Annotated in this window: 20 protein-coding genes and 16 tRNA genes; 10 read left to right on the top strand and 26 right to left on the bottom strand. The window is 67.9% G+C overall.

From position 1 onward, the window contains the following. The first annotated feature begins 17 nt into the window (after nt 1–17). Nucleotides 18–473 carry a CopD family protein gene (locus D1793_RS01185; RefSeq protein ID WP_119020531.1) on the top strand — a complete coding sequence of 152 codons (456 nt, stop codon included), beginning with the start codon at nt 18–20 and terminating at the stop codon, nt 471–473. Between the two features lie 3 nt (nt 474–476). Here D1793_RS01185 and D1793_RS01190 read toward each other — a convergent pair whose 3' ends face one another. Then, on the bottom strand, nt 477–1,127 hold the full coding sequence (locus tag D1793_RS01190; RefSeq protein ID WP_119020532.1) for a TetR/AcrR family transcriptional regulator: 651 nt from the start codon (nt 1,125–1,127) through the stop codon (nt 477–479). Nucleotides 1,128–1,335: 208 nt separating this feature from the next. On the opposite strand from D1793_RS01190, the gene D1793_RS01195 reads away from it, so the two are divergent. After that, nucleotides 1,336–2,070: a ParA family protein gene (locus D1793_RS01195; RefSeq protein WP_119020533.1), complete on the top strand. Its 735-nt coding sequence runs from the start codon at nt 1,336–1,338 to the stop codon at nt 2,068–2,070. A gap of 30 nt (nt 2,071–2,100) precedes the next feature. Here the strand turns inward: D1793_RS01195 and D1793_RS01200 are convergent, their stop codons facing one another. Further along, nucleotides 2,101–3,291, bottom strand: coding sequence for an NAD(P)/FAD-dependent oxidoreductase (locus D1793_RS01200; RefSeq protein ID WP_119020534.1), 1,191 nt, complete (start codon nt 3,289–3,291; stop codon nt 2,101–2,103). 279 nt (nt 3,292–3,570) lie between these two features. Between D1793_RS01200 and D1793_RS01205 the strand changes: the two genes are divergently transcribed. Both D1793_RS01205 and D1793_RS01210 read left to right on the top strand, forming a co-directional pair. Next, nucleotides 3,571–4,668, top strand: coding sequence for an efflux RND transporter periplasmic adaptor subunit (locus D1793_RS01205; RefSeq protein WP_119020535.1), 1,098 nt, complete (start codon nt 3,571–3,573; stop codon nt 4,666–4,668). Next, nucleotides 4,668–7,781 (top strand): efflux RND transporter permease subunit, encoded by a 3,114-nt coding sequence (locus tag D1793_RS01210; protein WP_119020536.1) that lies wholly within the window; start codon nt 4,668–4,670, stop codon nt 7,779–7,781. Before D1793_RS01205 ends, D1793_RS01210 begins: the two co-directional genes overlap by 1 nt. A gap of 74 nt (nt 7,782–7,855) precedes the next feature. Here the strand turns inward: D1793_RS01210 and D1793_RS01215 are convergent, their stop codons facing one another. Next, nucleotides 7,856–8,281, bottom strand: a complete 426-nt coding sequence (locus tag D1793_RS01215) for a DUF3617 family protein (RefSeq protein ID WP_119020537.1) — start codon at nt 8,279–8,281, stop codon at nt 7,856–7,858. Between the two features lie 473 nt (nt 8,282–8,754). Here D1793_RS01215 and D1793_RS01220 point away from each other — a divergent pair, with 473 nt between their 5' ends. Together D1793_RS01220 and D1793_RS01225 are read left to right on the top strand one after the other, a co-directional pair. Beyond that, a complete protein-coding gene (locus tag D1793_RS01220) occupies nt 8,755–8,961 on the top strand; it encodes a hypothetical protein (RefSeq protein ID WP_119020538.1) in 207 nt (68 codons plus the stop codon). Nucleotides 8,962–9,124: 163 nt separating this feature from the next. After that, a complete protein-coding gene (locus tag D1793_RS01225; RefSeq protein WP_119020539.1) occupies nt 9,125–10,087 on the top strand; it encodes an N-acetylmuramidase family protein in 963 nt (320 codons plus the stop codon). A 24-nt stretch (nt 10,088–10,111) separates the two neighbouring features. Here the strand turns inward: D1793_RS01225 and D1793_RS01230 are convergent, their stop codons facing one another. The 16 genes from D1793_RS01230 to D1793_RS01305 form a co-directional block, all read right to left on the bottom strand. Next, complete coding sequence (locus D1793_RS01230; protein ID WP_119020540.1) at nt 10,112–10,894, bottom strand: EAL domain-containing protein; 783 nt, start codon at nt 10,892–10,894, stop codon at nt 10,112–10,114. 70 nt (nt 10,895–10,964) lie between these two features. Then, entirely contained in the window at nt 10,965–14,570 is a 3,606-nt protein-coding gene (locus D1793_RS01235) for a sensor domain-containing phosphodiesterase (protein WP_240407746.1), read from the bottom strand. Nucleotides 14,571–14,882: 312 nt separating this feature from the next. After that, a tRNA-Ser gene (locus D1793_RS01240) sits at nt 14,883–14,970 on the bottom strand. 63 nt (nt 14,971–15,033) lie between these two features. Further along, nucleotides 15,034–15,567 (bottom strand): YiiD C-terminal domain-containing protein, encoded by a 534-nt coding sequence (locus D1793_RS01245; protein WP_119020541.1) that lies wholly within the window; start codon nt 15,565–15,567, stop codon nt 15,034–15,036. Nucleotides 15,568–15,579: 12 nt separating this feature from the next. Beyond that, nucleotides 15,580–16,140: a nitroreductase gene (locus D1793_RS01250; RefSeq protein ID WP_119020542.1), complete on the bottom strand. Its 561-nt coding sequence runs from the start codon at nt 16,138–16,140 to the stop codon at nt 15,580–15,582. Between the two features lie 56 nt (nt 16,141–16,196). Next, entirely contained in the window at nt 16,197–17,033 is an 837-nt protein-coding gene (gene queF / locus D1793_RS01255) for an NADPH-dependent 7-cyano-7-deazaguanine reductase QueF (RefSeq protein ID WP_119020543.1), read from the bottom strand. Next, nucleotides 17,030–17,803 carry an ABC transporter permease gene (locus tag D1793_RS01260; protein WP_119020544.1) on the bottom strand — a complete coding sequence of 258 codons (774 nt, stop codon included), beginning with the start codon at nt 17,801–17,803 and terminating at the stop codon, nt 17,030–17,032. The genes queF and D1793_RS01260 overlap by 4 nt, the downstream gene beginning before the upstream one ends. Next, a complete protein-coding gene (locus D1793_RS01265; RefSeq protein ID WP_119020545.1) occupies nt 17,800–18,765 on the bottom strand; it encodes an ABC transporter ATP-binding protein in 966 nt (321 codons plus the stop codon). The genes D1793_RS01260 and D1793_RS01265 overlap by 4 nt, the downstream gene beginning before the upstream one ends. A 260-nt stretch (nt 18,766–19,025) precedes the next feature. Next, a tRNA-Gly gene (locus tag D1793_RS01270) sits at nt 19,026–19,100 on the bottom strand. Between the two features lie 28 nt (nt 19,101–19,128). Continuing rightward, nucleotides 19,129–19,204, bottom strand: a tRNA-Glu gene (locus D1793_RS01275). Between the two features lie 3 nt (nt 19,205–19,207). After that, nucleotides 19,208–19,282 (bottom strand) — tRNA-Gly (locus D1793_RS01280). 31 nt (nt 19,283–19,313) lie between these two features. Next, a tRNA-Glu gene (locus D1793_RS01285) sits at nt 19,314–19,389 on the bottom strand. Nucleotides 19,390–19,392: 3 nt separating this feature from the next. After that, a tRNA-Gly gene (locus D1793_RS01290) sits at nt 19,393–19,467 on the bottom strand. Between the two features lie 31 nt (nt 19,468–19,498). Then, nucleotides 19,499–19,574, bottom strand: a tRNA-Glu gene (locus tag D1793_RS01295). A 127-nt stretch (nt 19,575–19,701) separates the two neighbouring features. Continuing rightward, nucleotides 19,702–19,776, bottom strand: a tRNA-Gly gene (locus tag D1793_RS01300). A gap of 33 nt (nt 19,777–19,809) precedes the next feature. Next, nucleotides 19,810–19,885 (bottom strand) — tRNA-Glu (locus D1793_RS01305). A gap of 148 nt (nt 19,886–20,033) precedes the next feature. On the opposite strand from D1793_RS01305, the gene D1793_RS01310 reads away from it, so the two are divergent. Then, a tRNA-Met gene (locus tag D1793_RS01310) sits at nt 20,034–20,110 on the top strand. 75 nt (nt 20,111–20,185) lie between these two features. Here D1793_RS01310 and D1793_RS01315 read toward each other — a convergent pair. After that, on the bottom strand, nt 20,186–21,484 hold the full coding sequence (locus D1793_RS01315; RefSeq protein ID WP_119020546.1) for a M18 family aminopeptidase: 1,299 nt from the start codon (nt 21,482–21,484) through the stop codon (nt 20,186–20,188). Between the two features lie 152 nt (nt 21,485–21,636). On the opposite strand from D1793_RS01315, the gene D1793_RS01320 reads away from it, so the two are divergent. Then, the gene (locus D1793_RS01320; RefSeq protein ID WP_119020547.1) at nt 21,637–23,694 is read left to right on the top strand and encodes a carboxy terminal-processing peptidase; all 2,058 of its coding nucleotides are present in this window, start codon (nt 21,637–21,639) and stop codon (nt 23,692–23,694) included. 205 nt (nt 23,695–23,899) lie between these two features. Here the strand turns inward: D1793_RS01320 and D1793_RS01325 are convergent. The 6 genes from D1793_RS01325 to D1793_RS01350 form a co-directional block, all read right to left on the bottom strand. Next, a tRNA-Asn gene (locus D1793_RS01325) sits at nt 23,900–23,975 on the bottom strand. Between the two features lie 66 nt (nt 23,976–24,041). After that, a tRNA-Asn gene (locus tag D1793_RS01330) sits at nt 24,042–24,117 on the bottom strand. 38 nt (nt 24,118–24,155) lie between these two features. Further along, nucleotides 24,156–24,228 (bottom strand) — tRNA-Asn (locus D1793_RS01335). Nucleotides 24,229–24,263: 35 nt separating this feature from the next. Next, nucleotides 24,264–24,339 (bottom strand) — tRNA-Asn (locus tag D1793_RS01340). A gap of 35 nt (nt 24,340–24,374) precedes the next feature. Beyond that, nucleotides 24,375–24,450, bottom strand: a tRNA-Asn gene (locus D1793_RS01345). Between the two features lie 134 nt (nt 24,451–24,584). Beyond that, nucleotides 24,585–24,661, bottom strand: a tRNA-Met gene (locus D1793_RS01350). Between the two features lie 165 nt (nt 24,662–24,826). On the opposite strand from D1793_RS01350, the gene betI reads away from it, so the two are divergent. Beyond that, nucleotides 24,827–25,429, top strand: coding sequence for a transcriptional regulator BetI (gene betI / locus D1793_RS01355; RefSeq protein WP_205527607.1), 603 nt, complete (start codon nt 24,827–24,829; stop codon nt 25,427–25,429). A gap of 11 nt (nt 25,430–25,440) precedes the next feature. Then, a complete protein-coding gene (betB, locus tag D1793_RS01360; protein WP_119020548.1) occupies nt 25,441–26,925 on the top strand; it encodes a betaine-aldehyde dehydrogenase in 1,485 nt (494 codons plus the stop codon). The last annotated feature ends 7 nt before the right edge of the window (nt 26,926–26,932 follow it).

A 26,932-nucleotide genomic window follows, 5' to 3' on the forward strand; every position in this document is an offset into this window, starting at 1 on the left:
CCGATACGAGGACCCCCATGGCCATCGCCATTACCCTGCACGTGATCGCCGCCGTCCTCTGGGTGGGCGGCATGTTCTTCGCCTGGATGATCCTGCGCCCGGTCGCCGCCGGCCAGCTGGAGCCGCCGGCCCGCCTGACCCTGTGGCGCGGCGTCTTCGACCGCTTCTTCCCCTGGGTATGGGCCTCGGTGGCGGTGCTGCTGGTCAGCGGGCTGTGGATGCTGTTCGCGGTGTTCGGCGGCATGGCCGGCGCGCGCTGGCACATCCACCTGATGCTGCTGCTGGGCCTTGGGATGATGGCCATCTACCTGCACGTCTGGTTTGCCCCCTACCGTCGGCTCTGCCGCGCGGTGGAGGCCGCCGACTGGCCCGAGGGGGGTCGCCAGCTCGGCCAGATCCGGCGGCTGATCGGCATCAACCTGATCCTCGGCCTGCTGACGGTCGCCATCGCCTCCGGCGGCCGCTATCTCTGACCGTCAGCGCACCGGCTTCTGAGCCCGGTGGCCGTGATGGCTGCCGGGCACCCACTTCATGCAGTGCGCACCGCGGGCCAGGCGCTTCTCGAGGAAGCGCCGGGTACGCGCCTGCCCCTCGCTCACGTCATTGGCCCACACCGCCAGGGTGGCCAGGAAGAGTCCGGTCAGCGCCAGCTCCTCGACCTGGGCGCGACGGGTCCCGTAGGGGGCCGGCAGGCGCGACGCCTCGCGCCACCACTGCACGGTGCGCGACAGATCGAAGAGCATCGGCACCCAGGTGTGCAGGTGGGGAAGATGGGCCTTGGTGTGCAGCATCTCGACGGTGACGCGGCGATGCGCCGCCAGGGCATCACACCAGGCCAGCAGGCGGTGCGCCAGGCGCCGGGCCTCGGGCCAGTGGTCGAAGCCGTCGGGGGTGTCGGCGAGCATCGCCTCCAGGCCGCGCTGGAACCAGGCGTTGGCCACCGCGTCCAGGTCGCGGAACTCCGCCAGCACGGCGGCCATGGGCACCTCCAGGCGCGCGGCGACCTCGGTGAGCCTGACCGCCTCCCAGCCGTGCCGCTCGGCCTCACCCAGGGCCGCGTCGACGACTCGGTCGCGCAGCGACGTCTCATCGGCGCCGGGCTCGTGATGAACGGCAATCAGGGTCATGGGGCACCTCCGGGGCAGGCTGAGGATTCGTGCACGGGCACTCTGCCAGCAGGATAGACCCTGGACGCGCGACGCCGCGACTGTCACGAAACCGTCACCTGACGAGCCGGCCTAAGCTGGTAAGGTACGGCGTCGCCGCCGGGCGACGCCTTGACGGCGCCATGAGGTGCGGCAAGAGGTCGTCACCAGGGAAGAAGGGAGGCACGCCATGCGCATGCTGGCGCTCTACAGCATCAAGGGCGGGGTCGGCAAGACGGCCTCCGCGGTGAACCTGGCGGCGGAGGCCGCCGCCGCCGGCTGGCGCGTGCTGCTCTGGGACCTCGACCCCCAGGCCGCCACCACCTTCTACCTGCGCGCCAAGCCCAAGATTCGCGGCGGCGTGGCCCGCCTGGTCAAGGGCCAGGCCGCCTTCGACAAGGTGATTCGCGCCACCGAGATCGAGCGTCTCGACCTGCTCCCCGCCGCCCTGGCCTCCCGGGAGCTGGACCAGCTGCTGGCCACCCAGCGCGACAATCAGCTGCGCCGCATCCTCAAGCCGGTCCGCGACGACTACGACCTGGTGCTGCTGGACTGCCCGCCCAGCCTCTCGACCCTCTCCGAGAGCGTCTTTGCCAGCGTGGACGCCCTGCTGGTGCCCATCGTGCCCACGGTGCTCTCGGTGCGCACCCTGGAGCAGCTGCGCGACTTCCTCGACGAACGCGATATCCCCTGCCAAGTGTGGCCCTTCGTGACCCTCGCCGATCGCCGCCGCACCCTGCACCGCGAGACCATCGCCGCACTGCCGGAGCGCTGGCCGCTGCGCCTCTCCACCACCATCCCCGGCGCCAGCGTGGTGGAGCGCATGGGCCTGGAGCGTGCCCCACTGCGCCAGTTCGCCCCCGCTACCCCCGCGGCACATGCCTACCGGGCGCTGTGGGAGGAGATCGCCCGGCGCCTGGCCTAGCCCTCCTGGACCTGTCGGCCGACGCCACCCTCAGAGGGCGCTGCCGCAGGCCACCCCGCTGGCCCAGGCCCACTGGAAGTTATGCCCGCCCAGCTCGCCGGTCACATCGAGCACCTCGCCGATGAAGCGCAGCTGGGGCAGCCCCTCCACCGCGAAGGTCTTCGACGACACCGAGCGGGTGTCGACGCCGCCCAGGGTCACCTCGGCGGTGCGCCATCCCTCGGTGCCGGCGGGCTTGAGTCGCCAGTCGCCGAGCTGGGCCGCCCAGGCGGCAAGCTCGGCGTTGCTGCGCTCCGCCAGCACGCCGTCGCCGCCGTGCCACTCGACCAGCGCCTGGGCCAGGCGCCGGGGGAGCCGCTCGGCCAGCCAGCTGGAGAGCTGGCGCCGGGGCGTCTCCCGTCGCGCGGCGCAGAGCGCCTCAAAGGCCTCCACCCCGGGCAGCAGGTCGATGGCCAGCTCGTCGCCGGGCTCCCAGTAGCTCGAGATCTGCAGCATCGCCGGCCCCGAGAGGCCACGATGGGTGAAGAGCATGGGCTCGCGGTAGTGACCGCGGGGCTCGCCGGCCCGCAGGGAGCGCACGGCCACCTCGCCGGCGACCCCGGCCAGGGCCTCGGCCCGCGCCTTCCACTGCGAGGTCAGGGTGAAGGGTACCAGCGCCGGGCGAGTCTCGGTGACGGCCAGCCCGAACTGGCGGGCGAGATCGAAGCCGAAGCCGCTGGCCCCCATGGTGGGAATGGAGAGCCCGCCGGTGGCCACCACCAGGGCCCCGCAGTCGATGGTCCCTGCCGAGGTCACCAGCCGCATGCCCTCGCCGTGGCGTTCGACGCGCTCCACCGAGGTCTTGAGACGCAGCTCCACCCCGGCCCACTCGCACTCGGTGAGCAGCACCCGCACGATCTCCTTGGCGGAGTCGGCGCAGAACAGCTGGCCCGGCGCCTTCTCCACGTACTCCACGCCGTGACGCTCCACCAGCTCGACGAAGTGCTCCGGGCGGTAGCGCTTCAGCGCCGAGATGCAGTAGTGCGGGTTGGCGGAGAAGAAGTTGGCCGGCGTGGAGTTCAGGTTGGTGAAATTGCAGCGCCCGCCACCGGACATCAGGATCTTGCTGCCGGCCCGTTTGGCGTGGTCGATGACCAGCACCCGCCGCCCGGCATAGCCCGCCGTCAGTGCGCACATCAGGCCGGCGGCACCCGCACCGATAATCACCGCGTCATAGGTCATGGTCACTCTCGGCCACCTCTCAAGGGACGCGCATTCTAGCAGCCCGGCGGCGTCCTGTTGATCGACGCTACCGAGGCTGGCCATGGCATGCCCATGGCGACAGGCCCGCGTTGACCGGCCCGGGTAGACAGCCATGAATAATATGTACAATTCTTGTACACTATAGCGATGACTGTGCGTTGCGCATTGTTGCCACATTTTTCGATACGATCATTGATAGCTTGTTAAGAATTGCCAAGGACTGGCAATCGTCTCTTGCCACCCCATGAAAAGAGCCCCATGACAACAACGCCCTCCCCTCGCCTCTTCCGCACGGGCCGCCTGCTGGCCGCCGTCCTGAGCCTGGCCCTGGCCATGCCCCTTGCCGCCCAGGAGGCGACGCCGGTAATCGGCGCCCGGGTCAGCCTGGAGCCCTGGTCCGACCCGCTGGAGGCTCTGGGCACCCTGCGCGCCGACGAGAGCGTGACCCTCTCCGCCACGGTGACCGACACCGTCGCCGAGGTGAACTTCCGCGACGGCCAGGTCGTAGAGGCCGGCCAGCTGCTGGTACGCCTGCAGGATGACGAGCAGCAGGCGCTGCTGCGCGCCGCCCAGGCCCAGCGTGACGAGCGCCGCGCCACGGTGGATCGCCTGGCCCAGCTGCAGAGCCGCAACCTCGCGCCCCGGGCCGATGTGGAGGACGCCCAGGCCCGGCTGCGCCAGGTGGAGGCGGAGATCCAGGGGCTGGAGGCGCGCCTGCGCAACTACCGGGTGCGTGCTCCCTTCGACGGCGTGGTGGGGTTTCGCAACATCAGCGTGGGCAGCCTGGTCACCCCCGGCACAACGCTCGTCACCCTGGACAAGACCGACGTGATGAAGCTCGACTTCAGCGTGCCTGAGGTGTTCCTGGCCCTGCTCGAGCCCGGCCTGCCGCTGACGGCGCGCAGCGTGGCCTTCCCCGACGAGCGCTTCGAGGGCCATGTGGAGAGCGTCGGCTCCCGGGTCGACCCGGTGAGCCGCAGCGTCTCGGTGCGCGCCGAGCTGGCCAATCCCGAACTGCGCCTGCGTCCCGGCATGCTGATGGAGGTCGTCGTACAGCGCAGCCCGCGGGAGGCCGTGGTGGTGCCGGAGAACGCCCTGATCCCGAGCGGCGATCGCCAGTTCGTTCTGGTGATCGACGAGGCCGATGACAACCGCGTCGAGCGCTGGGAGGTGAAGGTCGGCGAGCGACGCACCGGCCAGGCGGAGATCCTCGACGGGCTCGACGGCGACGAGCTGCTGGTGGCCCACGGCGTCCAGCGCGTGCAGCCGGGGGATCGCGTGAGCCTGCTGGGCATCGCCGACGATACCACCACGGTGCGCGAGATCCTCGAGGCGAACCGCGGGGAGCGTGACTGATGCGTCTCTCCGATCTTTCCGTCCAGCGCCCGGTGCTGGCCACGGTGCTGGCGCTGCTGATCGTGGCCTTCGGCCTGCTGGCCATGCAGCGCCTGCCGCTGCAGGAGTACCCCTCCATCGATCCGCCGGTGGTCAGCATCGATACCCGCTATCCCGGGGCCTCGGCCAGCGTGGTGGAAACCCGCATCACCCAGACCCTGGAGGATCGCATCGCCGGGGTAGAGGGCATCGAGCTGATCACCTCCTCAAGCGAGGATGGCCGCTCGCGGATCAACATCGAATTCCGTCTCGACATGGACATCGATGCCGCGGCCAACGACATCCGCGACCGCATCTCCGGGGCGCTGCGCAACCTGCCCGACGAGGCCGACCCGCCCGAGGTGCAGAAGGCCGACTCCAGCGAGGAAGTGATCCTGTGGCTCTCGCTGACCGGCGACGGCTTCACCATTCCGGAGCTCACCGACTACGCCGATCGCTTCCTGGTGGACGGCTTCTCGGTGCAGCCCGGGGTGGCCCGAGTTCGGATCGGCGGCGGGCGCGAGTACGCCATGCGGGTATGGATCGACCGCAACGCCCTGGCCGCCCGCAACCTCACGGTCAGCGACGTCGAGAACGCCCTGCGCGCCGAGAACGTCGAGCTGCCCGCCGGCTCCATCGAATCCCGCGAGCGCCAGTTCATCGTGCGGCTGCCGCGCAGCTTCAACGAGCCGGGGGACTTCTCGCGCCTGGCCCTCACCCAGGGCGAGGACGGCTATCTGGTGCGCCTGGGCGACGTCGCCCGAGTAGAGATCGGCTCGGTGGACGACCGCTCGGTGTTCCGCGCCAACGGCGTGCCCATGGTGGGCCTCGGGATCATGAAGCAGTCCACGGCCAACGTGCTGGAGGTCTCCCAGGGCGTGCAGGCGGAGCTCGAGCGTGTCCAGGCCAGCCTGCCGGAGGGCATGTCGCTATCCCTCAACTACGACGCCTCGGTGTTCGTGGCCGGCGCCATCGAGCAGGTGGTGATGACGCTGTTCATCGCCATGGGGCTGGTGGTGGTGGTGATCTTCATGTTCCTCGGCAACGTGCGCACCACGCTGATTCCCGCGGTGACGGTGCCGGTGGCGATCATCGGTGCCTTCATGGCGCTGGCCCTGATGGGCTTCTCCATCAACCTGCTGACCCTGCTGGCGCTGGTGCTGGCCATCGGCCTGATCGTGGATGATGCCATCGTGGTGCTGGAGAATATCCACCGCCGCATGCACGACTACGGCGAGACCCCGCTGGTGGCGGCCTTCAAGGGCACCCGGCAGATCGCCTTCGCGGTGATCGCCACCACCCTGGTGCTGATCGCGGTGTTCGTGCCGCTGGCTTTCCTGCAGGGCAACGTGGGCCGGCTCTTCTCGGAGTTCGCTCTGACCATGGCCGCCGCGGTGGCCATCTCCAGCGTGCTGGCGCTGTCGCTGACGCCGATGATGGCCTCCAAGATCCTCAAGCCGGCCCAGGATGACAGCCGTGTCGCCCGGGCCGTGCAGTGGCTGCTGGAGCTGACCCAGCGCCTCTATCGCACCCTGCTGGAGTGGGTGCTCAAGGCGCGCCTGGCGGTGCTGGCGGTCTTCGTGGGGCTGATCGCCGCCACCGTCTGGCTGGCCGACCTGCTGCCCAGCGAGTACACCCCCCAGGAAGACCGCGGCAGCTTCATCATCCTGGTCAACGGCCCCGAGGGGGCCACCTTCGACTACATCATGGACTACATGAACGAGATCGAGGCGCGCCTCCAACCCATGGTGGAGAGCGGCGACATGGAGCGGGTGGTGATCCGCGCCCCGCGCGGCTTCGGCAACATCGAGAACTTCAACAATGGCTTCGGCATCATCGGCCTGGCCGATTGGGGGCAACGCCGCGACGCCTGGGCGATCATGGACGACGTCCGCCGCGAGCTGGCCGGGCTGCCCGGGGTGCAGGCCTTCCCGGTCATGCGCCAGGGGTTCGGCCAGCGCATCGCCAAGCCGGTGGAGTTCGTGCTGGGCGGTGGCACCTACGAGGAGCTTGCCGAGTGGCGCGACATCCTGATGGACCATATCCGCGAGGACAACCCGCGGCTGATCGGCGTGGACAGCAACTACCGCGAGACTCAGCCCCAGCTGCGGGTCGACATCGACTACGAGCGGGCCGCCTCGCTCGGCGTCACCGTCACCGAGATCGGCCGCACCCTGGAAGTGCTGCTGGGCGGGCGCAACGTCACCCGCTACCTGGACAACGGCCAGGAGTACGACGTCATCGTCGAGGGCGACCGCGCCAGCCAGGCGAGCCCGCGGGCGCTGGACAACATCCAGGTGCGCTCGGCGCGCACCGGCGAGCTGATCCCGCTGGCCAGCCTGGTTACCTTCCGCGACTTTGCCGGCGCCAGCACCCTGAACCGCTTCAATCGCATCCGCTCGATCACCATCGAGGCCAACCTGGCCGACGGCTACTCCCTGGGCGAGGCGCTCGAGTATCTGGAGGCGGCCGCGGCCGAGCTGCTGCCGCCCCAGGCCCAGACCGACGTCAGCGGCGCCTCCCGGGACTTCCAGCAGGCCAGCGGCGCCACCGCCTTCCTGCTGATCCTCGGCGCCCTGGTGGTATTCCTGGTGCTGGCGGCACAGTTCGAGAGCTTCGTGCACCCCTTCGTGATCATGCTCACCGTGCCGCTGGCCATGAGCGGCGCGATGCTGGGGCTCTACGTCACCGGCCAGTCGCTCAACATCTACAGTCAGGTGGGGCTGGTAATGCTGATCGGCCTGGCCGCCAAGAACGGCATCCTGATCGTGGAGTTCGCCAACCAGCTGCGCGACCAGGGGCTGGCCTTCCGCGACGCCCTGGTGGACGCCTCGGTGACCCGCCTGCGGCCGATCCTGATGACCGCGGTGACCACCATGGCGGGCTCCATCCCGCTGATCGTGGGCAGCGGCGCGGGGTCCGAGTCGCGGATGGTGATCGGCACCGTGATCCTCTCCGGGGTCGCCGCCGCCACCCTCTTCACCCTCTTCGTGGTGCCAGTGGCCTACGACCTGCTGGCCCGTCATACCGGCTCGCCGGGCGACGTCAAGCGACGCCTGGAGGAGGAGATGGAGGCCAGCCGGGCCCAGCCGTAGGCCGGGGAACCGAGGGCCAGACGCGAACAGGGCCACCCCGTGGGGTGGCCCTGTTCGTTCGAGGCGAGGCGGACTCAGCAGTCGCCGAGACGCTCGCCCTCGACCACGGTGTTCATCTGCATCTCGCCCATGGAGGACTGCACCGTCACGTTGACGTTGCCCTCGACGCGCTCGCCGAGGAAGTCCATGCGGCCGTCGATGTGCGCCTCGCCCTCGTCGGCGCGGCAGACCATGCGGTAGTCGATGCCGTCAGCGGAGACGTTGTGCTCCACGAGTTCGCAGCCCTCCTCCACCTCGAGGAACTGGAAGTCGGAATCCGCCAGGTCGCCCTGGGCGATGCACTCCTGATGGGTCTCGGTCTGGTCAGGAATCGGCACCTCGCCGGTCACCGAGGTGGTGTTGGTGAACTCCCAGAGCCCCGGGGTGATGTTGGGGGTCTCGGCCACGGCGGCCAGCGGCAGGGCCAGCAGGGCGGCGGCCAGCAGGGAACGTAACGGCATGGGGTCTCTCCCGGTCTGTGAATGGCATGCCTCTCCTTCGGCATGCCGCCAGCTTACCCCGATCGGCCGAGCATGCCCAATGCCGGCTAGCGCAAGGCGTTGCCGCGTCGCTGCCACGCGGACTCGGAGCCGACAGGTGTCGCGGCCCTGCAGCATCTCCGGCAGGGTCGGTGGCTCCCGTTTGACACGGCACCTCGCCGCTGGCTATGGTGGAGTCAGCGCCGATTTGAATTCCAGCTTGCGGGCGCTCTACAAATTCCGCTAAAGCGACGCCAGAGGCCCGCTTTCGCACATGCAAAGCGGGCTTCGTGTTTTTCGGCCCTCGGGCCACCGCCGATTTAAGCACCAACTTGCGGGCGGGATAGAAATGCAGCTAAAGCGGCGTGCGACTCCACTCCCCTGGGTCGGCGCTGGCCGAACCATACTCGCAGGCCCCATGGGCGCGAGCCTCTGCAGGGGAACTGGAGACGACCATGACCAACCGTACTGCCACATGCGGCCACGCCGCGTCCGCCACCGATTCGACCAGGCAGCGCCTGGCTTGCCTGCTCGCCGAACTGGACGGCGACACGCTCGTGCGTCCGGAGCTGCGGGATGCCGCCATCCTCGGTGCCCGGCGGCCAGCCCGGGCTCAGCCCTCCTCGGCCCCCACCTCCCTCACGCCGGCGGGGAGGAGCTGACCATGAGCCTGGCAGGCAGTGACGAGAACCTGCCCCATCAGCTCATCAAGGATGAGGAGTAGACCGCATGGCATGAACAGGCCGGGTGGCAGCAGGCCGGCTCGCCCACTATCGTTCAGTCAGCGGGACCGTCGATCGACCGACACGCCCGCAAGGGGGTGGCATGAGCGACTGGTATTCGGAGGTGGACTTCATTCCCCATCAGGAGCGCATCCTGCGCCGAGGGGACTCGGGGGATGAGGTGAGGGAGCTGCAGCGGCGGCTGAGCCAGGCTGGCTTCCCGCTGGCGCTGGATGGGCAGTTCGGCCCGGCAACGGAGCGCGCGGTGCGGGCCTTCCAGAAGCGGGCAGGCCTGGTGGTGGATGGCCTGGCAGGCCCCAAGACCGATCGCAGGCTGCGCCAGGCCCCCGCGGGGCGGGAGAGCAGCGAGGCCTGCCCTGCCGAGACACCGCCTGACCCGCCCCCTGCCCATAAGCCAGCCGATGCCGATGAGGTAGCCGATGCCGAGGCCCCTGCCATGGATCGGCTGCTGGGCCAGCAGGATCTGGTCTGGGCCGCGGGCGAGCTCGAGGTGCCGGTGGCGGCGATCATAGCGGTGAACGAGGTGGAGTCGCGAGGCAGCGGCTTCTTCTCCAACGGCAGGCCGGCCATTCTGTTCGAGCGCCATATCATGGCGCGCCGACTCCGCCACCACGGCATCGACCCGGCCCCTCATGTCGCCAGCGCCCCCGATCTGGTCAACACCTCACCGGGGGGCTACGCGGGGGGCGTCAGGGAGTACGAGCGCCTGGAGCGCGCCCAGCAGATCCACCACGACAGCGCGCTGGAGTCGGCCTCCTGGGGACTCTTCCAGATCATGGGCTTTCACTGGCAGCACCTGGAATACGACAGCGCCCGGCACTACGTGGAGTGCATGCACCGGGGGGAGCGGGATCACCTTGCCGCCTTCGTGCGCTTTATCCAGAAGGATTCGGTATTGCTCTCATCGCTGCGCCACCAGCAGTGGGACCGCTTCGCACGCCGCTACAACGGCCCCGCCTACGCCAGGAACCGCTACGACGTGAGGATGGCCCAGGCCTTCGCCAGCCACACCCGGGGGCTTGCGGAGTCCGGCCTGCTGGCCTGATGTCGCTGAGCGGTGATGGCTGGCTCAGGCCCGCATGGCGCGTTGCAGCTCGCGCAGGTGTGGCTCCAGGTCCTCTGCCAGGGCGGCGACCGCGGGCCGGGCATGGAAGAAGCCCTGCTGGCGGGTGATCCCGGCGCGGGCCAGCCATAGCGACTCCTCCCGGGTCTCCACCCCTTCGGCTATCACCTCGAGGCTCAGCTCCCTGGCCAGGCCGTGCACCGCCCGCAGCAGCGCCTGACGGCGACGGTCCTGGTCGCAGCCCATCACCAGCTGACGATCGATCTTGAGCTTGTCCGGCTCGAGTTCGGTGAGCAGGTCCAGGTTGGCGTAGCCGTTGCCGAAGTCATCCAGCGCCGTGGTGAAGCCCATCTCGCGATAGCTGTCGATGATCCGCTTGAGATGGCCCTGGTCGGTCACCCGCTCGGTCTCGGTGAACTCGAAGACGAGCCTGTCGGTGGGCCAGCCCACCCGCCGGGAGACATCCAGCGTCGCCTGGATGCACGCCTCGGGCTCATAGACGGCGTTGGGCAGGAAGTTGATGGAGAGCCGCTCCTGCATGCCGAGGGCGCTGGCCATCTCGATCGCCCTGACCCGGCAGGCCTGGTCGAAGCGGTAGAGCAGCTCGTCGGTGACCTGGGAGAGCACGCTCCAGGCCGATTCGCCATTCGGTCCGCGCACCAGGGCCTCGTAGGTGGTGATCCGGGCGGAGGCCAGGTCAACGATGGGCTGGAAGGCCATGGTGAACTCGAAGGGCAGCTCGCCCTCACAGCGACCGCAGTGGTCCGCTACCCGCGCACAGTGCGTCATCTTTCCCCCGCTGGAATCTTGTCCCTCGGAGCCTGGTGTCCTCTCGGCCCGAGTGGTCGTGGTGTCGTCATCATTCAACCCTGCCACGCTCGATGATGAAACGCGACAGGGCCTCCAGCGGCATCGGCTTGGCCAGAAGGTACCCCTGGAAGATATCGCAACCCCAGGCCTCCAGCTGACGCTGCTGGTCCTCGGTCTCGACCCCCTCGGCCACCACGCGAAGCCCCAGGTGGCCGGCCATCGAGATCATGCCCTGCACGATGGCGGCATCATGGGGGTTGGTGGTGACCTCGTGGATGAAGCTGCGATCGATCTTGACCTTGCTGATCGGCAGGTGCCGGAGATAGCTGAGGCTGGAGTAGCCGGTACCGAAGTCGTCGATGGAGACATCGATATGCATGCCGCGCAGCGCATGCAGGATATCGATGGCCGACTCGGTGTTGTCCATGAGGATGCCCTCGGTCAGCTCCAGCTCGAGCTGCTCCGCGGGCAGCCCCGTCTGCTGAAGCACCTGGCGCAGATTGGCCAGGAAGCTGGGGCGATGGAACTGCAGCGGCGACAGGTTGACCGACACCTTCACCCTGCCGACGCCCTGCTGCCCCAGGGCGACCATGTCCGCACAGGCGCGCTCCAGCACCCAGCGACTGAGCGGCATGATCTGTCCGGTGGATTCCGCCAGCGGGATGAACACCTCGGGGGAGACATAGCCGCGTTCCGGGTGGGGCCAGCGCAGCAGCGCCTCGACGCCGGCCAGGGTCCCATCGCCAGCGATCAGCGGCTGGTAGTGCAGCTCCATCCTGCCGGAGACGATGGCCTCCTGCAGGTCGTTGCGCAGCCGGACCCGCTCGCCCAACTGCTCGGTGATCTCGCCGGTGTGCCAGTGGTAGGCGTTGCGCCCCTGCTGCTTGGCCTTGTACATGGCCATATCGGCCTGCTGGATCAGCTCGCGCGGCTCCGTCATGGCGGGGTCGCTCAGGGCGATGCCGATGCTGCAGGTCAGGTAGAGCTCATGGCCGTCGATCAGGTAGGGACGCGCGATCTCCAGCATCAGGCGCTCCACCAGGGTCAGCACCTGCTCCTCCCGGATGATGTCGGTCATCAGCAGCACGAACTCGTCGCCGCCCATGCGCGCCAGGGTATCGCCGGGCCGCACCGAGGCCTGCAGACGCCGGGCCACCTCGCGCAGGACATCGTCGCCCACCGCGTGGCCCAGGGTGTCGTTGATCGGCTTGAAGTCGTCAAGGTCCACGAACAGCACCGCCAGCCGCTCCTGGCGACGGATCGCGAGCGCCACATCGTGCTCGAGGCGGTCCTCGAAGAGGCTGCGATTGGCCAGCCCCGTCAGGGCATCGTGGCTCGCATGGTGGGCCAGCCGGGATTCATAGGTCTTCTGCGCGGAGACATCGTTCTGCATCCCCACGTAGTGGGTGATGCTCCCCTGGGCATCGCGTACCGGGGCGACATAGAGGTCGTTCCAGAACGGCGTGCCGTCCTTGCGATAGTTGAGCAGGGTGACGTGAACCTCCTCCCCCCGCGACAGCTGCTGCCGGATGGACGCCGCCGCCGCGGCATCGGTCTCGGGCCCCTGCAGGAAGCGGCAGTTGCGTCCCAGCACCTCCTCCTTGGCGTAGCCGGTCATGCGCACGAAGGCCGGGTTGACGTAGATGATGGGCACATCGGGCCGACTGGCGTCGGCGATCACCACCCCGTTGATGCTGCCTTCGACGCTGCGCTCCAGCAGCCGCAGGGTGCGCCGGCTCTGGTGGCGCTCCACCGCCAGGGCGGCCAGGTCGGCGGCCTTGTCGAGCAGCAGGCGGGCCGCGGCGTCGGGCGCCTGGGGCCGCGGCAGGTAGGTCCCGAAGGTACCGAGCACCCGGCCATCGCTGCCCAGGATGGGGACCGACCAGCAGGCACGCAGGCCATGGGCCAGCGCCACCTCCCGGTAGCCGCGCCAGCGGGGGTCTTCGGCCAGGTCCTCGCAGATCACGGTATCGCCGAGATAGGCGGCACTGCCGCAGGCGCCGACGCCCGCCTCGATCCCGAGGGTCATCACCGCGTCCCGGTAGGCAGGGGGCAGGCGCTCACCGCCCGCGAGCTCCAGGGCCGTGCCCTCCTCGTTGACCAGCATGATCGAGCAGAGCGCCCCCGGCACCTGCTGCTCCAGCATGCGGCAGATGGCTTCCAGGGTCTCCTCCAGCGGCTCCTCCCGGACGATGCGGGCCTGCACGGCCTGCTGTGCCTCGAGCTGCTGGCGCACCTCGCCCAGGGCTCGGGTGCGGCCGAGCAGCTGGCCGGCCAGCGCCAGGCTGAACACCAGCATGCCGCTCAGCACCAGTCCACCGCCGGCGACCCCAACCGGCATCAGGGCGGTGAGCAGCCAGTCGTGCTGGGCACCCGGGTAGGCCTCGAGGGTCAGCTTGGCGCCTCCGGGAAGGCCGATATGGCGCCGGTGCAGCAGATGGTTGACGAAGACGCCCTCGGGATCACTGGCGATGCCCGGCCGGCGCAGCTCCAGCAGCGTGGCCCCATGGCGCTGGATCACGACGCGGTAGAGCCCGAGCTGCTGGCGCAGCTCATCGGCCAGCAGCTCAGGGAGATCGAACAGGCTCAGCAGCAGCCGCTCACCGGCGGGCACGTCGATAGCCATCAGCGCCAGCCCCGGCTGCTCGGGCTCGGAGAGCATCAGGCGCGGCTGGCCAAGGTCGACGCCCAGCCAGTCCCGCACCGGGGCCAGCGCCAGCGTTGCGGCCAGCCGCTCCTCGCTGACGGGGTCGTCCCCGCCAAGCCACTCCCAGCCGGACTCCGGGTGATAGAGGCCGACCGCCTTGAGGCTCGAGGCATCCTGCAGGTAGCTCTGCAGGTCTCGCGCAAGCACCGCCGCGTCGAGCTCTCCCTCCGCGGCATCCAGGCGGTCGGCCATGCGCCGCATCAGGGTCAAGCGAGACACCATCACCTGCTCGGCATTGAGCTGGATGTTGTCCAGCAGGTAGTCGGCCTGGCGGTGGAGGGTCTCCTCCTGCTGCCAGCTCAGCATGAACCAGGCCAGGCTGCTGAGGAGGATCCCCGCCAGCCCGGTCGTCACCGCCAGGCGCCCCAGCTGCAGCGGGCGATCGCCGCGCAGCCCGGCCAGCCACATCCCCAGGCCGAGCAGCCCCGTCACCGCCAGCGCCGAGAGCAGCTGGGCACTGAAGCGAGACAGCAGCCAGGGGCGCAACGAGGGAACGATCGCCAGCAGGGCAACCACTCCGCCCCCCGCCAGGAGCCCTCCCCAGGCGATCCAGACCCAGCGGCAGCGCCCGCCAGGCCTGCCTACCAGCAGGCAGAGCGCCACCGGCAGCAGCAGCAGGGCCGGCAGCAGCTCCAGGCGCGGCCCGATGCCGGCCGGCATGAACCCCCGCGGAACCAGCAGCGCCTGGGCGAGGGTATGCAGCAGCAGGACCCCCAGCAGCCCACCGGCCAGCAGGCGAGCGCCGGCCCAGCCGGCCAACAGGGCCAGCAGGCCCACGCCCCCCAGCACCAGCACCAAGAAGGCATCCGCCACCAGCAGCAGATGCAGCGGGGAGTAGACCAGCTCCAGCCAGGCCAGCAGCAGCCCGTTGATGCCGACGATGATGAAGGTGGCCGCCATCAGCAGGAGCAGGCTGTCCATCATCAGCTGGCGGGTGGTCGTGGGCATGAACCCTCCTTGGATTCGCGAACAACGCGCCGGCAACTCCACCGCGCGGTCAACCAGGGAAATCGAGTGGTCATTCTGGCGAACATGAGCCCAACAGAGTAGCCCACTTCATGCAGAGACGTATCCTGGATCAAGCCGCCTTTCGCGTTCGAGCGCGCGGCGGGCCAGGCTGGCAGGGTGGCGGCGGGAGGGTCCAGAAAGTGCTCAGGGAGGAAACAGGAGGCCCTCGCCCCCCGGCGCGCCGTCCGCCCGCACACCGGGGCCAGAAACGGAAAAAGCCGCTGATGGCTCAGCGGCTTCTTCGATATTCTGTGGCGGAGAGGGAGGGATTCGAACCCTCGAAGCCTTTCGACTTACACACTTTCCAGGCGTGCTCCTTCGACCACTCGGACACCTCTCCACATTGTTGCCCTGTCGGGAAGGGCGCTGCCTTTCCCTTGAGGACGGCGCGTATCCTATCGCCTCAAGTGCCGGATTGCAAGCCGTTTTCCACTCGGCGCTCCGCCAGGACCGCATAGTCGCCGCGGGCCTCCAGGCACAGGGTCTCGCCGCACCAGAGCCGCTGGCGCAGCAGGATGCGCCCGCGCCCCTTCTCGGCGAGCTGGTCGACGAGGCGCGCGGGCCCGCCCTCCTCCTCCGGCGTGCACTCGAGGCGGTAGTCACCGGTGACCGGCGCCAGGAAGCGCTGGCTGGCCTCGGCCACCACCACATCACGGGCCAGCCCCCGGCGTCTCAGCCAGAGGGTCGTCCAGCACCAGCCCAGCAGGGTGGTCTGAGCGGTGAGGGCACCGCCGAAGCCGGTGCCCTTGTCGTTGAGGCTGGGCGAGAGGTCCAGCTCCCACATCAGGCACTCGCCGTCGCGGCGCATCTCGCGGATGCCCAACTGCTCGACCAGGGGGATCGCCTCGCCGAGCCAGGCCAGGAAGCGTGCAGGGTCATCTTCCTCGCCGGGGGCGGCGAGCGGTAACCGCGGGTGAGGCTTGCCGATCTCGCGCATCTGCCCTTCCCCTCAGCGCCAGCGTTCGACGAAGGCGTCGATCTCATGCTCGGGGATCGGCCGGTGGCGTCCGCCGACCTGGCCGAGGTAGAGGAAGGCCACCACCTCGTCGTCCTCCTCGAGGCCCAGCCCCTTGCGCACCGTGGGGTCGAAGGCGTACTTGCCGCTGCGCCACATGGCGCCGAGGCCCAGGGCGTGGGCCGCCAGCAGGATGCCATGGGCGGCGCAGCCGGCGGAGATCACCTGTTCGATCTTCGGCACCTTGGGGAGGTCCGGGGTCACCCTGGCGATCACCGCGATGACCATGGGGGCACGCAGGGGTTTCTTGCGCGCGGCATCGAGGGCGGCGTCCCCCACGTGGGGATCCTCGCGATACTCGGCCTCGGCGAACAGCTCACCGAGGCGGGAGAGCCCCTCTCCGGAGAACTCGATGAAACGCCAGGGGCGCAGCTCCTTGTGGTCCGGGGCGCGCAGGGCCGCCCGGTAGATCGCCTCGAGCTGCTCAGGCGAAGGCGGCGGCCCCATCAGCTTGCCCATGGAGCTGCGTTCGTGCAGCAGCGTCATCGCATCCATGTCGTGCTCCTGTTGGCGTGGGTTCAAGGCACTCTATCCAAGCTCCACCCGGGGCGCTACTGCCGCGCCAGGCGCAGTGGCTCGGGGGGGCGCTCGCCGGGGGTGGCGCGCCAGGGGCTGATGTCGAGCCCGCCGCGGCGCACGTAGCGCGCCAGCACCAGCAGCCGCTCGGGCCGGGCATGCGTCAGGAGGTCCATGAAGATGTGCTCCACGCAGTGCTCGTGGAAATCCTGATGCTGTCGGTAGCCAATCAGGTAGCGCAAGAGCCCCTCGCGGTCGAGCTTGGGGCCGCGATAGCGGATCAGCACGCTGCCCCAGTCGGGCTGGCCGGTGACCGGGCAGTTGGACTTGAGCAGATGGGAGTGCAGCGTCTCCTCGACGATCTCGTCGCCCACCGCCAGATGCTCGGCGCTGGGGGTGTAGGCCTCCACGGCGATATCCAGCTCATCCAGGCACTCGCCGGGCAGCCGGCGCGGCATGAGCGCCTCATCATCCACAGCGAACAGCTCGGCCGCCACCGGCGCGCCGGCCGCCGCGGCCAGGTCGCGCTCGAGGGTCTCGATGACCGCCTCGCGGCTCGCGAAGCGGGTCTGATTGAGGCTGTTGAGGTAGAGCTTCCAGGACTTGGACTCGATCAAGCTGGGGGAGTCCGCCGGCAGGCGGAAGCGCGCCACGGCCACCATCGGCTTGCCACGGGCGTTGAGCCAGCTCGCCTCGAAGGCGTGCCACTCGTCCTCGCCGACGAAGGGCAGCGGACCCTCCGCGATCCCCAGCGGCGCCCGGTTGGCGGCGCGGGGGATGGGATAAAGCAGCGTGGGGTCGTAGCGCTCCGGATAGGCGGACTCGCGACCCAGGGGCGCATGCGCCAGGGTATCGGGACGATGGTGGTTCATGAGCGGATCCCCTTGCCATGCTCCAGCATCCACAGGGCGACGCCGAACAGCACGGTGATGAAAGTGACGATGGCGGCCAGCGCCCAGCCCACCGGGATGTCGGAGACGCCCAGGAAGCCATAGCGGAAGACATTGACCATGTAGAGGATGGGGTTGAGCATCGACACCCCCTGCCAGAAGGCCGGCAGCAGCGAGATCGAGTAGAAGACCCCGCCCAGGTAGGTCAGCGGCGTGAGGATGAAGGTCGGCACGATGGAGATATCATCAAACTTCTTGCCCAGCAGGGCGTTGATGAAGCCGCCGATGGAGAAGAGCGCCGAGGTGAGCACCACCACGCCGATGGTCAGCAGCGGATGGGCCACGCTGATGCGGGTGAAGAATAGCGACACGATGGTGACGATCAGGCCGACCCCCAGGCCGCGGGCCATGCCGCCCAGCACGAAGCCCAGCAGGATCACCCAGTTGGGCATCGGCGAGACCATCATCTCCTCGATGGAGCGCTGGAATTTGTTGGAGAAGAAGCTCGAGGCCACGTTGGAGTAGCTGTTGGTGATCACCGCCATCATGATCAGCCCCGGCACGATGAAGTCCATGTAGCTGAAGCCGTCCATCTCGCCGATGCGCGAGCCGATCAGGCTGCCGAAGATGATGAAGTACATGGTCATGGTGATGGAGGGCGGCAGCAGGGTCTGCGGCCAGATCCGCGTGAAGCGCTTGATCTCCTTGAGCACCAGGGTCCAGAGGGCGATGGCGGTCTGGGTCGGGTTCATGGGCGGGCCTCCGCGTCGGCTGCGGCCTTGTCGAGGGCGTCGTTGCCCTGCTCCACCATGGAGACGAACATCTCCTCGAGGCGGTTGGCACGGTTGCGCATGGAGACCACCTCGATGCCCAGCTCACTCAAGGAGCGGAAGGCGTCATTGATGCGCTGGCCACGATGCACCACCAGCGCCAGCTGGGCCGGCTCCACCCGACTGACCTCGAAGCCGGGCAGCTCGGGGGCGGCCTCGACCGGGGCGGCGAGGTCGAGCAGGAAGGTCTCGGTATCGAGCTCGGCGAGCAGCTCGCGCACGCCGGTATTACGCACGATCGCGCCGTGGTTGATGATCGCCACGTTGCGGCAGAGGCTCTCGGCCTCCTCCAGGTAGTGGGTGGTGAGGATGATGGTGGTGCCCTCCTCGCGGTTGATGCGGCGCATGTAGTCCCACATGCTGCGGCGCAGCTCGATATCGACGCCGGCGGTGGGCTCGTCGAGGATCAGCAGCCTAGGCCGGTGCATCAGGGCGCGGGCGATCATCAGGCGGCGCTTCATGCCGCCCGAGAGCATGCGCGCGCTGCCGTTGCGCTTGTCCCACAGGCCGAGGTCGCGCAGCAGCTCTTCGGCGCGGGGCAGCGCCTCGCGCCGCGGCATGCCGTAGTAGCCGGCCTGGGCCAGCACGATATCGATGACCTTCTCGAACTGGTTGAAGTTGAACTCCTGGGGCACCACGCCCAGGTGGTACTTGGCGCGGGGGAAGTCGCGATCGATGTCGATGCCGAAGATGGAGACCTTGCCGGCGCTCTTCTGCACCAACGAGCAGACCACCCCCAGGGTGGTGGACTTGCCGGCGCCGTTGGGGCCCAGCAGCGCGAAGAAGTCGCCCTCGGCGACGTCGAGGTCGATGCCCTTGAGGGCCTCGAAGCCATTGCCGTAGACCTTGGTGAGGCCACGGATGGAGAGAGCCGGTTCGGCCATTGGCAATCCTTGATCGGTTCGAGGTTCGAAAGCGGTATGCCGCAAAGGCCTTAGGATATTGGGACGCTGCGGGGCCACTTCAAGCCACCGGCAGCCTGAGCCCACCGGCCGGGAACGCAAAAACGCCTGCACGGGGGCAAGCATCGAAATATCTGGTGGGAATTGGCTGAACGATTTTCACGACATGGAGCGGGAAACGAGATTCGACCGGGCTGGCGTTCCAGCTCGTGACCGCAAGCTTGGCCTGGCGCAGACCGACATGGAGCGGGAAACGAGATTCGAACTCGCGACCCCAACCTTGGCAAGGTTGTGCTCTACCACTGAGCTATTCCCGCTTGTCGAGTACCGCCAATGCGAGCGAAGTGGCGTCCCATAGGGGGTTCGAACCCCTGTTCCCGCCGTGAAAGGGCGGTGTCCTGGACCACTAGACGAATGGGACGCATGGAGCGGGAAACGAGATTCGAACTCGCGACCCCAACCTTGGCAAGGTTGTGCTCTACCACTGAGCTATTCCCGCTTGATCGCACCGCTTGCTGCTACCGGAAGAGTGGCGTCCCATAGGGGGTTCGAACCCCTGTTCCCGCCGTGAAAGGGCGGTGTCCTAGACCACTAGACGAATGGGACGCATGGAGCGGGAAACGAGATTCGAACTCGCGACCCCAACCTTGGCAAGGTTGTGCTCTACCACTGAGCTATTCCCGCTTGATCGCACCGCTTGCTGCTACCGGAAGAGTGGCGTCCCATAGGGGGTTCGAACCCCTGTTCCCGCCGTGAAAGGGCGGTGTCCTAGACCACTAGACGAATGGGACGCAATAAGCCGTTTAAAGCTGATTCCGCCTACCTTACGGTAGATGGAGCGGGAAACGAGATTCGACCGGGCTGGCGTTCCAGCTCGCGACCCTCCTACCTGCTCTGCTCTACCTACCTGAGGATAGATGGAGCGGGAAACGAGATTCGAACTCGCGACCCCAACCTTGGCAAGGTTGTGCTCTACCACTGAGCTATTCCCGCGCTTTCTTGCACTCCGGCACCTGATGAGTCGAGTGGCGTCCCATAGGGGGTTCGAACCCCTGTTCCCGCCGTGAAAGGGCGGTGTCCTGGACCACTAGACGAATGGGACACAATGTCTCGGCTCGTCGAGGTGGCGCGTATGTTACTGAGCGCCCCCTCGAGTGTCAAGCACCTCCCGCGACCGCCCTGCACCTTCCGATGCCTTACACATCAGGGAGTTGACAGCTGCCGCCCTGGAGGCTAAATTACGCGCCGCTGGCTACGTAGCTCAGCTGGTTAGAGCACATCACTCATAATGATGGGGTCCCCTGTTCAAATCAGGGCGTAGCCACCAGATACCGAAAAGACCCGGCGCCACTGGCGCCGGGTCTTTTCGTCCTGGTGCATTCCCGCCCGGGATCAAACCCGCTCAGGCAAGCTCGGAACGGTTGCAGAAGGCAGTCAGCACGCGGGTGAGGTACTCGACGTCGCGCGCGCCTGCGGTCTCGCGAATGGAGTGCATCGCCCACTGGGGAGCCCCCACGTCGAGGGTCGGCACGCCGAGCTCGGTGGCGGTGATCGGCCCGATGGTGCTGCCGCACCCCATGTCGGCCCGGGTCACGAAGGTCTGCACCGGCACCTCGGCCTCGCGACACAGGTCACGGAACATGGCCGCGGTCGCGCTGTTGGTGGCATAGCGCTGGTTGGCATTGACCTTGATCACCGGCCCGCCGTTGAGCGCCGGCCCGTGAGCGGCATCGTGCTTGTCGGTGAAGTTGGGGTGCAGCGCGTGAGCGTTGTCGCAGGAGATCATCCGCGAGGCCTGGATCAGCCGGATGAAGCCTCCCTCCCCGCCCCCGCCGAGCTGCTCGCTGACACGACGCAGCACGTCGCCCAGGAAGGGCCCCTGGGCGCCGCAGGCGCTGGCACTGCCCACCTCTTCGTGGTCGCTGGCGGCCAGCACGACACCCTGCCTGCCATCCGAGGCCAGCAGCGCCTCGAGGCCGACAAAGCAGGAGAGCAGGTTGTCGAGCCGCGCACTGGCGATCAGCTCGCCCGCCACGCCGATCCGCGCCGGCGGCTGCATGTCGTGGAGGGCCAGCTCGAAGTCGAGCAGCTCGACCTCCGTCAGGCCGTGCTGCTCCGCAACCCAGCCCTTGAGCAGGCGCTCGAGGTCGGCATTCTCGCCGCCCTGCAGGAAGACCGGCGCCATCTGGGTCTGGGCATTGATCGGACGCCCCTGGTTGACGTCGCGATCCAGGTGGATCGCCAGGCTCGGGATGATCGCCACGGGACGCTCCACGCTGAGCAGCAGCCCCTCCAGGCGCCCATCGGGATGGCGCACATGGATCCGCCCGGCCAGCCCCAGGTCGCGGTCGTACCAGGGGGCCAGCAGCACGCCACCATAGGTCTCCACGCCGAGCTGCAGCCAGCCGGCACTGGTCTGGGCAGCACTGGGCTTGAGGCGCAGGCCCGGGCTGTCGGTATGGGCACCGATCATGCGCAGCGCGTCCAGCTCCCCCTCGGGAAGCTGCAGGGCGATGATCGAGGAGTCGTTGCGGGTCACATAGACGCGCTCGCCGGGCGAAAGCCGCCAGGGCTCACGCTCGTCGAGGCGACGAAAACCCGACGCCTCGAGCCGTGCCGCCATGCTGGCAGCGGCGTGCCAGGGCGTGGGCGAGCGACGCAGGAAGTCGAGCAGACGCTCGATGAGATCGTCCTGGGACATGAATTCCTCTACTAACAGGTGGCATGGGATGCTAACAGGTGTCATGAGATGACGAGGGATGCTGCTACAATAGCCCTTCGGCCTACGCAACTCGCGGGCCCCGAAAGGGTCAAGGGAATTAGAGTGTACATGAAACCGGGAGTGCTTCATTGATGAGCCTGCTTGCCCAACTGGGACGTCCAGCCGCCGCCCTGGTCGGCCTGCTGCTGGTCGCCGGCGTTGCCCTGGCGCAGCCGCAACCCACCGATGCCCAGCGTCAGGCGGCCGTGGAAGTCGCCGAATCGCTGCGCTATGGCCACTACGCCGACATTCAGCTGGATAATGCCTGGTCGCGCCAGGCCTTCGAGCGCTACCTGGATGTCCTCGACGGCCAGCGCGCCTTCCTGCTGGCCGACGATGTCGCCGACTTCCGCCACCTCGAGGAACGCATCGACGACGCCATCTTCGACGGCGAACTGGATGAGATCTACGCCCTCTATCATCGCTATCACGAGCGCGCCGAGACGCGCTTCGAGTGGCTGCTGGCCCGGCTCGACGAAGGGCTTGGCTTCAGCTACGACAGCGACCTGCGCCTGACCCTGGACCGCGACGAAGCGCCCTGGGCCGAGAGCCTCGACGAGCTCGACGACCTCTGGCTCAAGCGCCTCAAGAACGCCGCTCTGACGCTCGCCATCAGCGGCCAGGACGACGAGCAGGTGGAAGAGAACCTGCGCCAGCGCTACGAGGGGCAGCTCAACCGCGTGCGCCAGACCAACGAGGAGGACATCTTCGGTCTCTTCATGGCCGCGGTGACCGGCAGCATCGACCCCCACAGCGAGTACCTCTCGCCCCGCCAGGGCGAGTCCTTCGACATCCAGATGCGCCTCTCCCTGGAGGGCATCGGCGCCCTACTGCAGTCCGATGGCGAGTACGTCAAGGTCGCCAGCCTGGTACCCGGCGGGCCCGCCGAGCGTGCCAGCGCACTGGAGCCCGCCGACCGCATCATCGCCGTGGGCCAGGAAGAGGGTGAGATGGTCAACGTGGTGGGCATGCGCCTGGACAACGTGGTCGACCTGATCCGCGGACCCAAGGGCTCGGTGGTGCGCCTGGACGTGGTGCCCGCCCAGGCGGTGGACATGACCCGCTCGCGCATCGTCGAGATCACCCGCGACACCGTGAACCTCGAGGACCAGGCAGCCCAGGGCAAGGTGATCGAGATCGAGCGCGATGACGGCCCGCACCGCATCGGCGTGATCAAGATCCCCACCTTCTACGTGGACTTCGATGCCTGGCAGGCCGGCGAAGAGGACTTCCGCAGCACCACCCGCGACGTGGCCCGGGAGATCGAGCGGCTCAAGCAGGAGGACATCGAGGGCATCGTGCTGGACCTGCGCAACAACGGCGGCGGCGCCCTGCAGGAGGCCAACTCGCTGCTCGGGCTCTTCATCGATCGCGGCCCCACCGTGCAGGTGCGCGATGCCCGCGGCCGCATCAGCCTCTACGGCGACACCGAGGCAGGCACCCTCTACGACGGCCCGCTCGGCGTGCTGGTCAACCGCCTCTCCGCCTCCGCCTCGGAGATCTTCGCCGGCGCCATCCAGGACTACGGCCGCGGCCTGGTGATGGGCACCCCGACCTTCGGCAAGGGCACGGTGCAGACGCTCAACGAACTCTCCCACGGCCAGATCAAGCTGACCCGCGCCAAGTTCTACCGCATCTCCGGCGACAGCACCCAGCACCGCGGCGTGGAGCCGGACATCATCTTCCCGAGCCTGATCGATCCCGAGCTGATCGGCGAGAGCAGCCTGGACAACGCCCTGGACTGGGATACCGTTCGCTCGGTGCAGTACCGCCACTACGGCGAGCCGTGGCGCTACCTGGAGTCCATCAAGGACCGCCACCGCAGCCGCGCCGCGGAGCACCCGAACTTCCGCTACCTGACCCAGCAGGCGGAGCTCAATCGCCGGCTGCGCGAGCAGACCACCAGCGTCAGCCTCAACCGCGAACAGCGCCAGCGCGAGGTCGAGGAGCAGGAGGCCGAGCAACTGGGTCTCGAGAACCAGCGCCGCCAGGCCCTGGGCCTGGACATGCTCGAGGAGTGGATCGACGCGCGCAGCGAGGAGAACGACGAAGAGCCGGTGGAGCAGGTTCAGGTGCAGGAAGCCGCCCATATCCTGCTGGACTTCGCCCTGCTCAGCAGCGAGGGCTACCGGCTGGCCAATCGCGACTGAGCCACCCCGCCCTTCGACACGCCATCACGCCGCCCCTCGGGGCGGCGTTCTTTTTGGCGGCGCTCTTTTTTGCTTCGGCTTCGCCGCGCCAGACAGGCCGTACCAGTCAGGCCGTACCAGACAGGCCGTACCAGAAAGACAGACACGCAGAAGCACCGGCGAGCGTACTCAACCAGCGGATCGGATCAGGATGACGAACTTAAGATGGCTCCCGGAGCAGGACTCGAACCTGCGACCCAGTGATTAACAGTCACTTGCTCTACCAACTGAGCTATCCGGGAACAAAGAAGATGCGGCTGATGGCGATTCATCGAACCAGGCTGATGGCTATGCATCAACAAAGCTGATGGCTCCTCGAGCAGGACTCGAACCTGCGACCCAGTGATTAACAGTCACTTGCTCTACCAACTGAGCTATCGCGGAATCACGGCTTTTCAGCAGCGTGTTCGAGGCGACGGTGACTCCCGGAGCAGGACTCGAACCTGCGACCCAGTGATTAACAGTCACTTGCTCTACCAACTGAGCTATCGAGGAATCACGGCTTTTCAGCAGCGTGTTCGAGGCGACGTTGGCTCCCGGAGCAGGACTCGAACCTGCGACCCAGTGATTAACAGTCACTTGCTCTACCAACTGAGCTATCGAGGAATCACGGCTTTTCAGCAGCGTGTTCGAGGCGACGTTGGCTCCCGGAGCAGGACTCGAACCTGCGACCCAGTGATTAACAGTCACTTGCTCTACCGACTGAGCTATCCGGGAACGGCGTCGAACACGGGGCGTAGTATACGGATTCGCTTCTGAAGGTCAAGGGGAAGCGCCCTTCCCTCCCCCTGCGGCGCCCCCGAAAACAAAACGCCCGCCTGGCCAGGAGCCAAGCGGGCGTTTCGAGTATCTGGTGGCTACGCCCTGATTTGAACAGGGGACCCCATCATTATGAGTGATGTGCTCTAACCAGCTGAGCTACGTAGCCAAGGCCGAAGGGCACGCCGGGTGCCAATCAACGGGCAGCATTATGCCCATACCGCCCCCGCTTGGCAAGGGCGGACGACAGGGAATCTTTATTGATTGAACGTTCAATAAAAAAATGGCACTCTGGGATCAGGGTCCAACAGAAACAGCAGAGAAGGAGCCAGGGATGCCCAAGGTCGGAATGGAACCCATCCGCCGCCAGCAGCTGATCAAGGCCACCATGGCCGCCATCGACGAGGTCGGCCTGGCCGATGCCACGGTAGCGCGAATCGCCCGCCATGCCGGCGTCTCGGCCGGCATCATCAGCCACTACTTCGGCGGCAAGGACGGCCTGCTGGAGGCGACCATGCGTCAGATCCTCAGCGACCTGGGCGACGCCGTGGCCGCCCGCCGCCAGGCCCTGGAGGATGACACCCCCCGGGGGCACCTGCGGGCCATCATCGAGGGCAACTTCGATCGCAGCCAGGTCACCGGCCCGGTAGCCAAGACCTGGCTGGCCTTCTGGGCCAGCAGCATGCACCAGCCGTCCCTGCAGCGCCTGCAGCAGGTCAACGACCGCCGCCTGCACTCCAACCTCTGCGCCCAGTTCCGGCGCCTGATGCCCCGCGCCCAGGCCAGCCAGGCGGCCCACGCCCTGGCCGCCATGATCGATGGCCTCTGGCTGCGCGGCGCCCTCACCCCCGAGGGCCTGGACGCCGCCGCGGCCCGCCGGGTGGCGCTGGCCACTCTGGACCAGCTCCTCGACGCCGCCCCCTCAACCGATTCATGAAGGAGAGCCCCATGGCATTTCCAACCCCTCTGCCCCTCTACATCGACGGCCGCGCGGTGGATGCCACCGCCGGCGAGACCTTCGAGGTCGTGAACCCCTTCGACGGCAGCCGACTCGCCGAGGTGCAGCAGGCCTCGGCGGCCGATGTGGACGCCGCCGTGGCCGCCGCCCGGCGCGGCCAGCGCGAATGGGCCGCCATGAGCGGCATGGCCCGTGGGCGCGTCCTGCAGCGCGCCGTGGCACTGCTCCGGGAGCGCAACGACGAACTCGCCGAGCTCGAGACCCGCAACACCGGCAAGCCGATCAGCGAGACCGCCGCGGTGGACATCGTCACCGGCGCCGACGCCCTGGAATACTACGCCGGCCTCGCCGCCGCCATCGAGGGCACCCAGATCCCGCTGCGCGAGGATTCGTTCGTCTACACCCGCCGCGAGCCGCTGGGCGTGGTGGCCGCCATCGGCGCCTGGAACTACCCGATCCAGATCGCCTGCTGGAAGGCCGCTCCCGCGCTCGCCGCCGGCAACGCCGTGGTCTTCAAGCCCAGCGAGGTGACCCCGCTCACCGCCATGAAGCTGGCCGAGATCTTCACCGAGGCGGGCCTGCCGGATGGCGTCTTCAATGTGGTCCACGGCGATGGCAGCGTAGGCGCCCTGCTCACCGAGCATCCGGGAATCGCCAAGGTCTCCTTCACCGGCGAGGTGGGTACCGGTAAGAAGGTGATGGCCGCCGCCGGCGGCTCCACCCTCAAGGAGGTGACCATGGAACTCGGCGGCAAGTCGCCCCTGATCGTCTTCGCCGATGCCGACCTGGACCGCGCCGCCGACGCCGCCATGATGGCCAACTTCTACTCCAGCGGTCAGATCTGCACCAACGGCACTCGGGTCTTCGTCGAGGGCTCGGTGAAGGAAGACTTCGAGGCGAAGGTCAAGGAGCGCGTAGCGCGCATCCGCGCCGGCGACCCGCTGGACCCTGCCGTCAACTTCGGCCCTCTGGTGAGCTTCGAGCATCAGGCCAAGGTGCTCTCCTATATCGTCCTGGGCCAGGAAGAGGGTGCACGGCTGCTGGCCGGCGGCGACGCCTGGGCTCGCAGCGACGGCGCCGGGGTTGACTGGTCGGCGGGCGCCTGGGCCGCCCCCACGGTGTTTACCGACTGCACCGACGCGATGCGTATCGTGCGCGAGGAGATCTTCGGCCCGGTGATGGCGATCCTCGCCTTCGACGACGAGGAGGAGGTGATCCGCCGCGCCAACGATACCCATTATGGCCTGGCCGCCGGGGTGTTCACCGAGAGCCTCAACCGTGCCCACCAGGTGATCCACCGTCTGGAGGCGGGCATCTGCTGGATCAACACCTGGGGGGAGTCTCCCGCCGAGATGCCGGTGGGTGGGTATAAGCAGTCCGGCATCGGCCGCGAGAACGGCGTCGAGACGCTGGCCCACTACACCCAGACCAAGTCGGTGCAGGTGGAGATGGGCCCCTTCGCATCGGTGTTCTGAGGAGAAT

It is taken from the genome of Halomonas sp. JS92-SW72 (assembly GCF_003547075.1).
Classification (GTDB): Bacteria; Pseudomonadota; Gammaproteobacteria; order Pseudomonadales; family Halomonadaceae; genus Halomonas; species Halomonas alkalicola.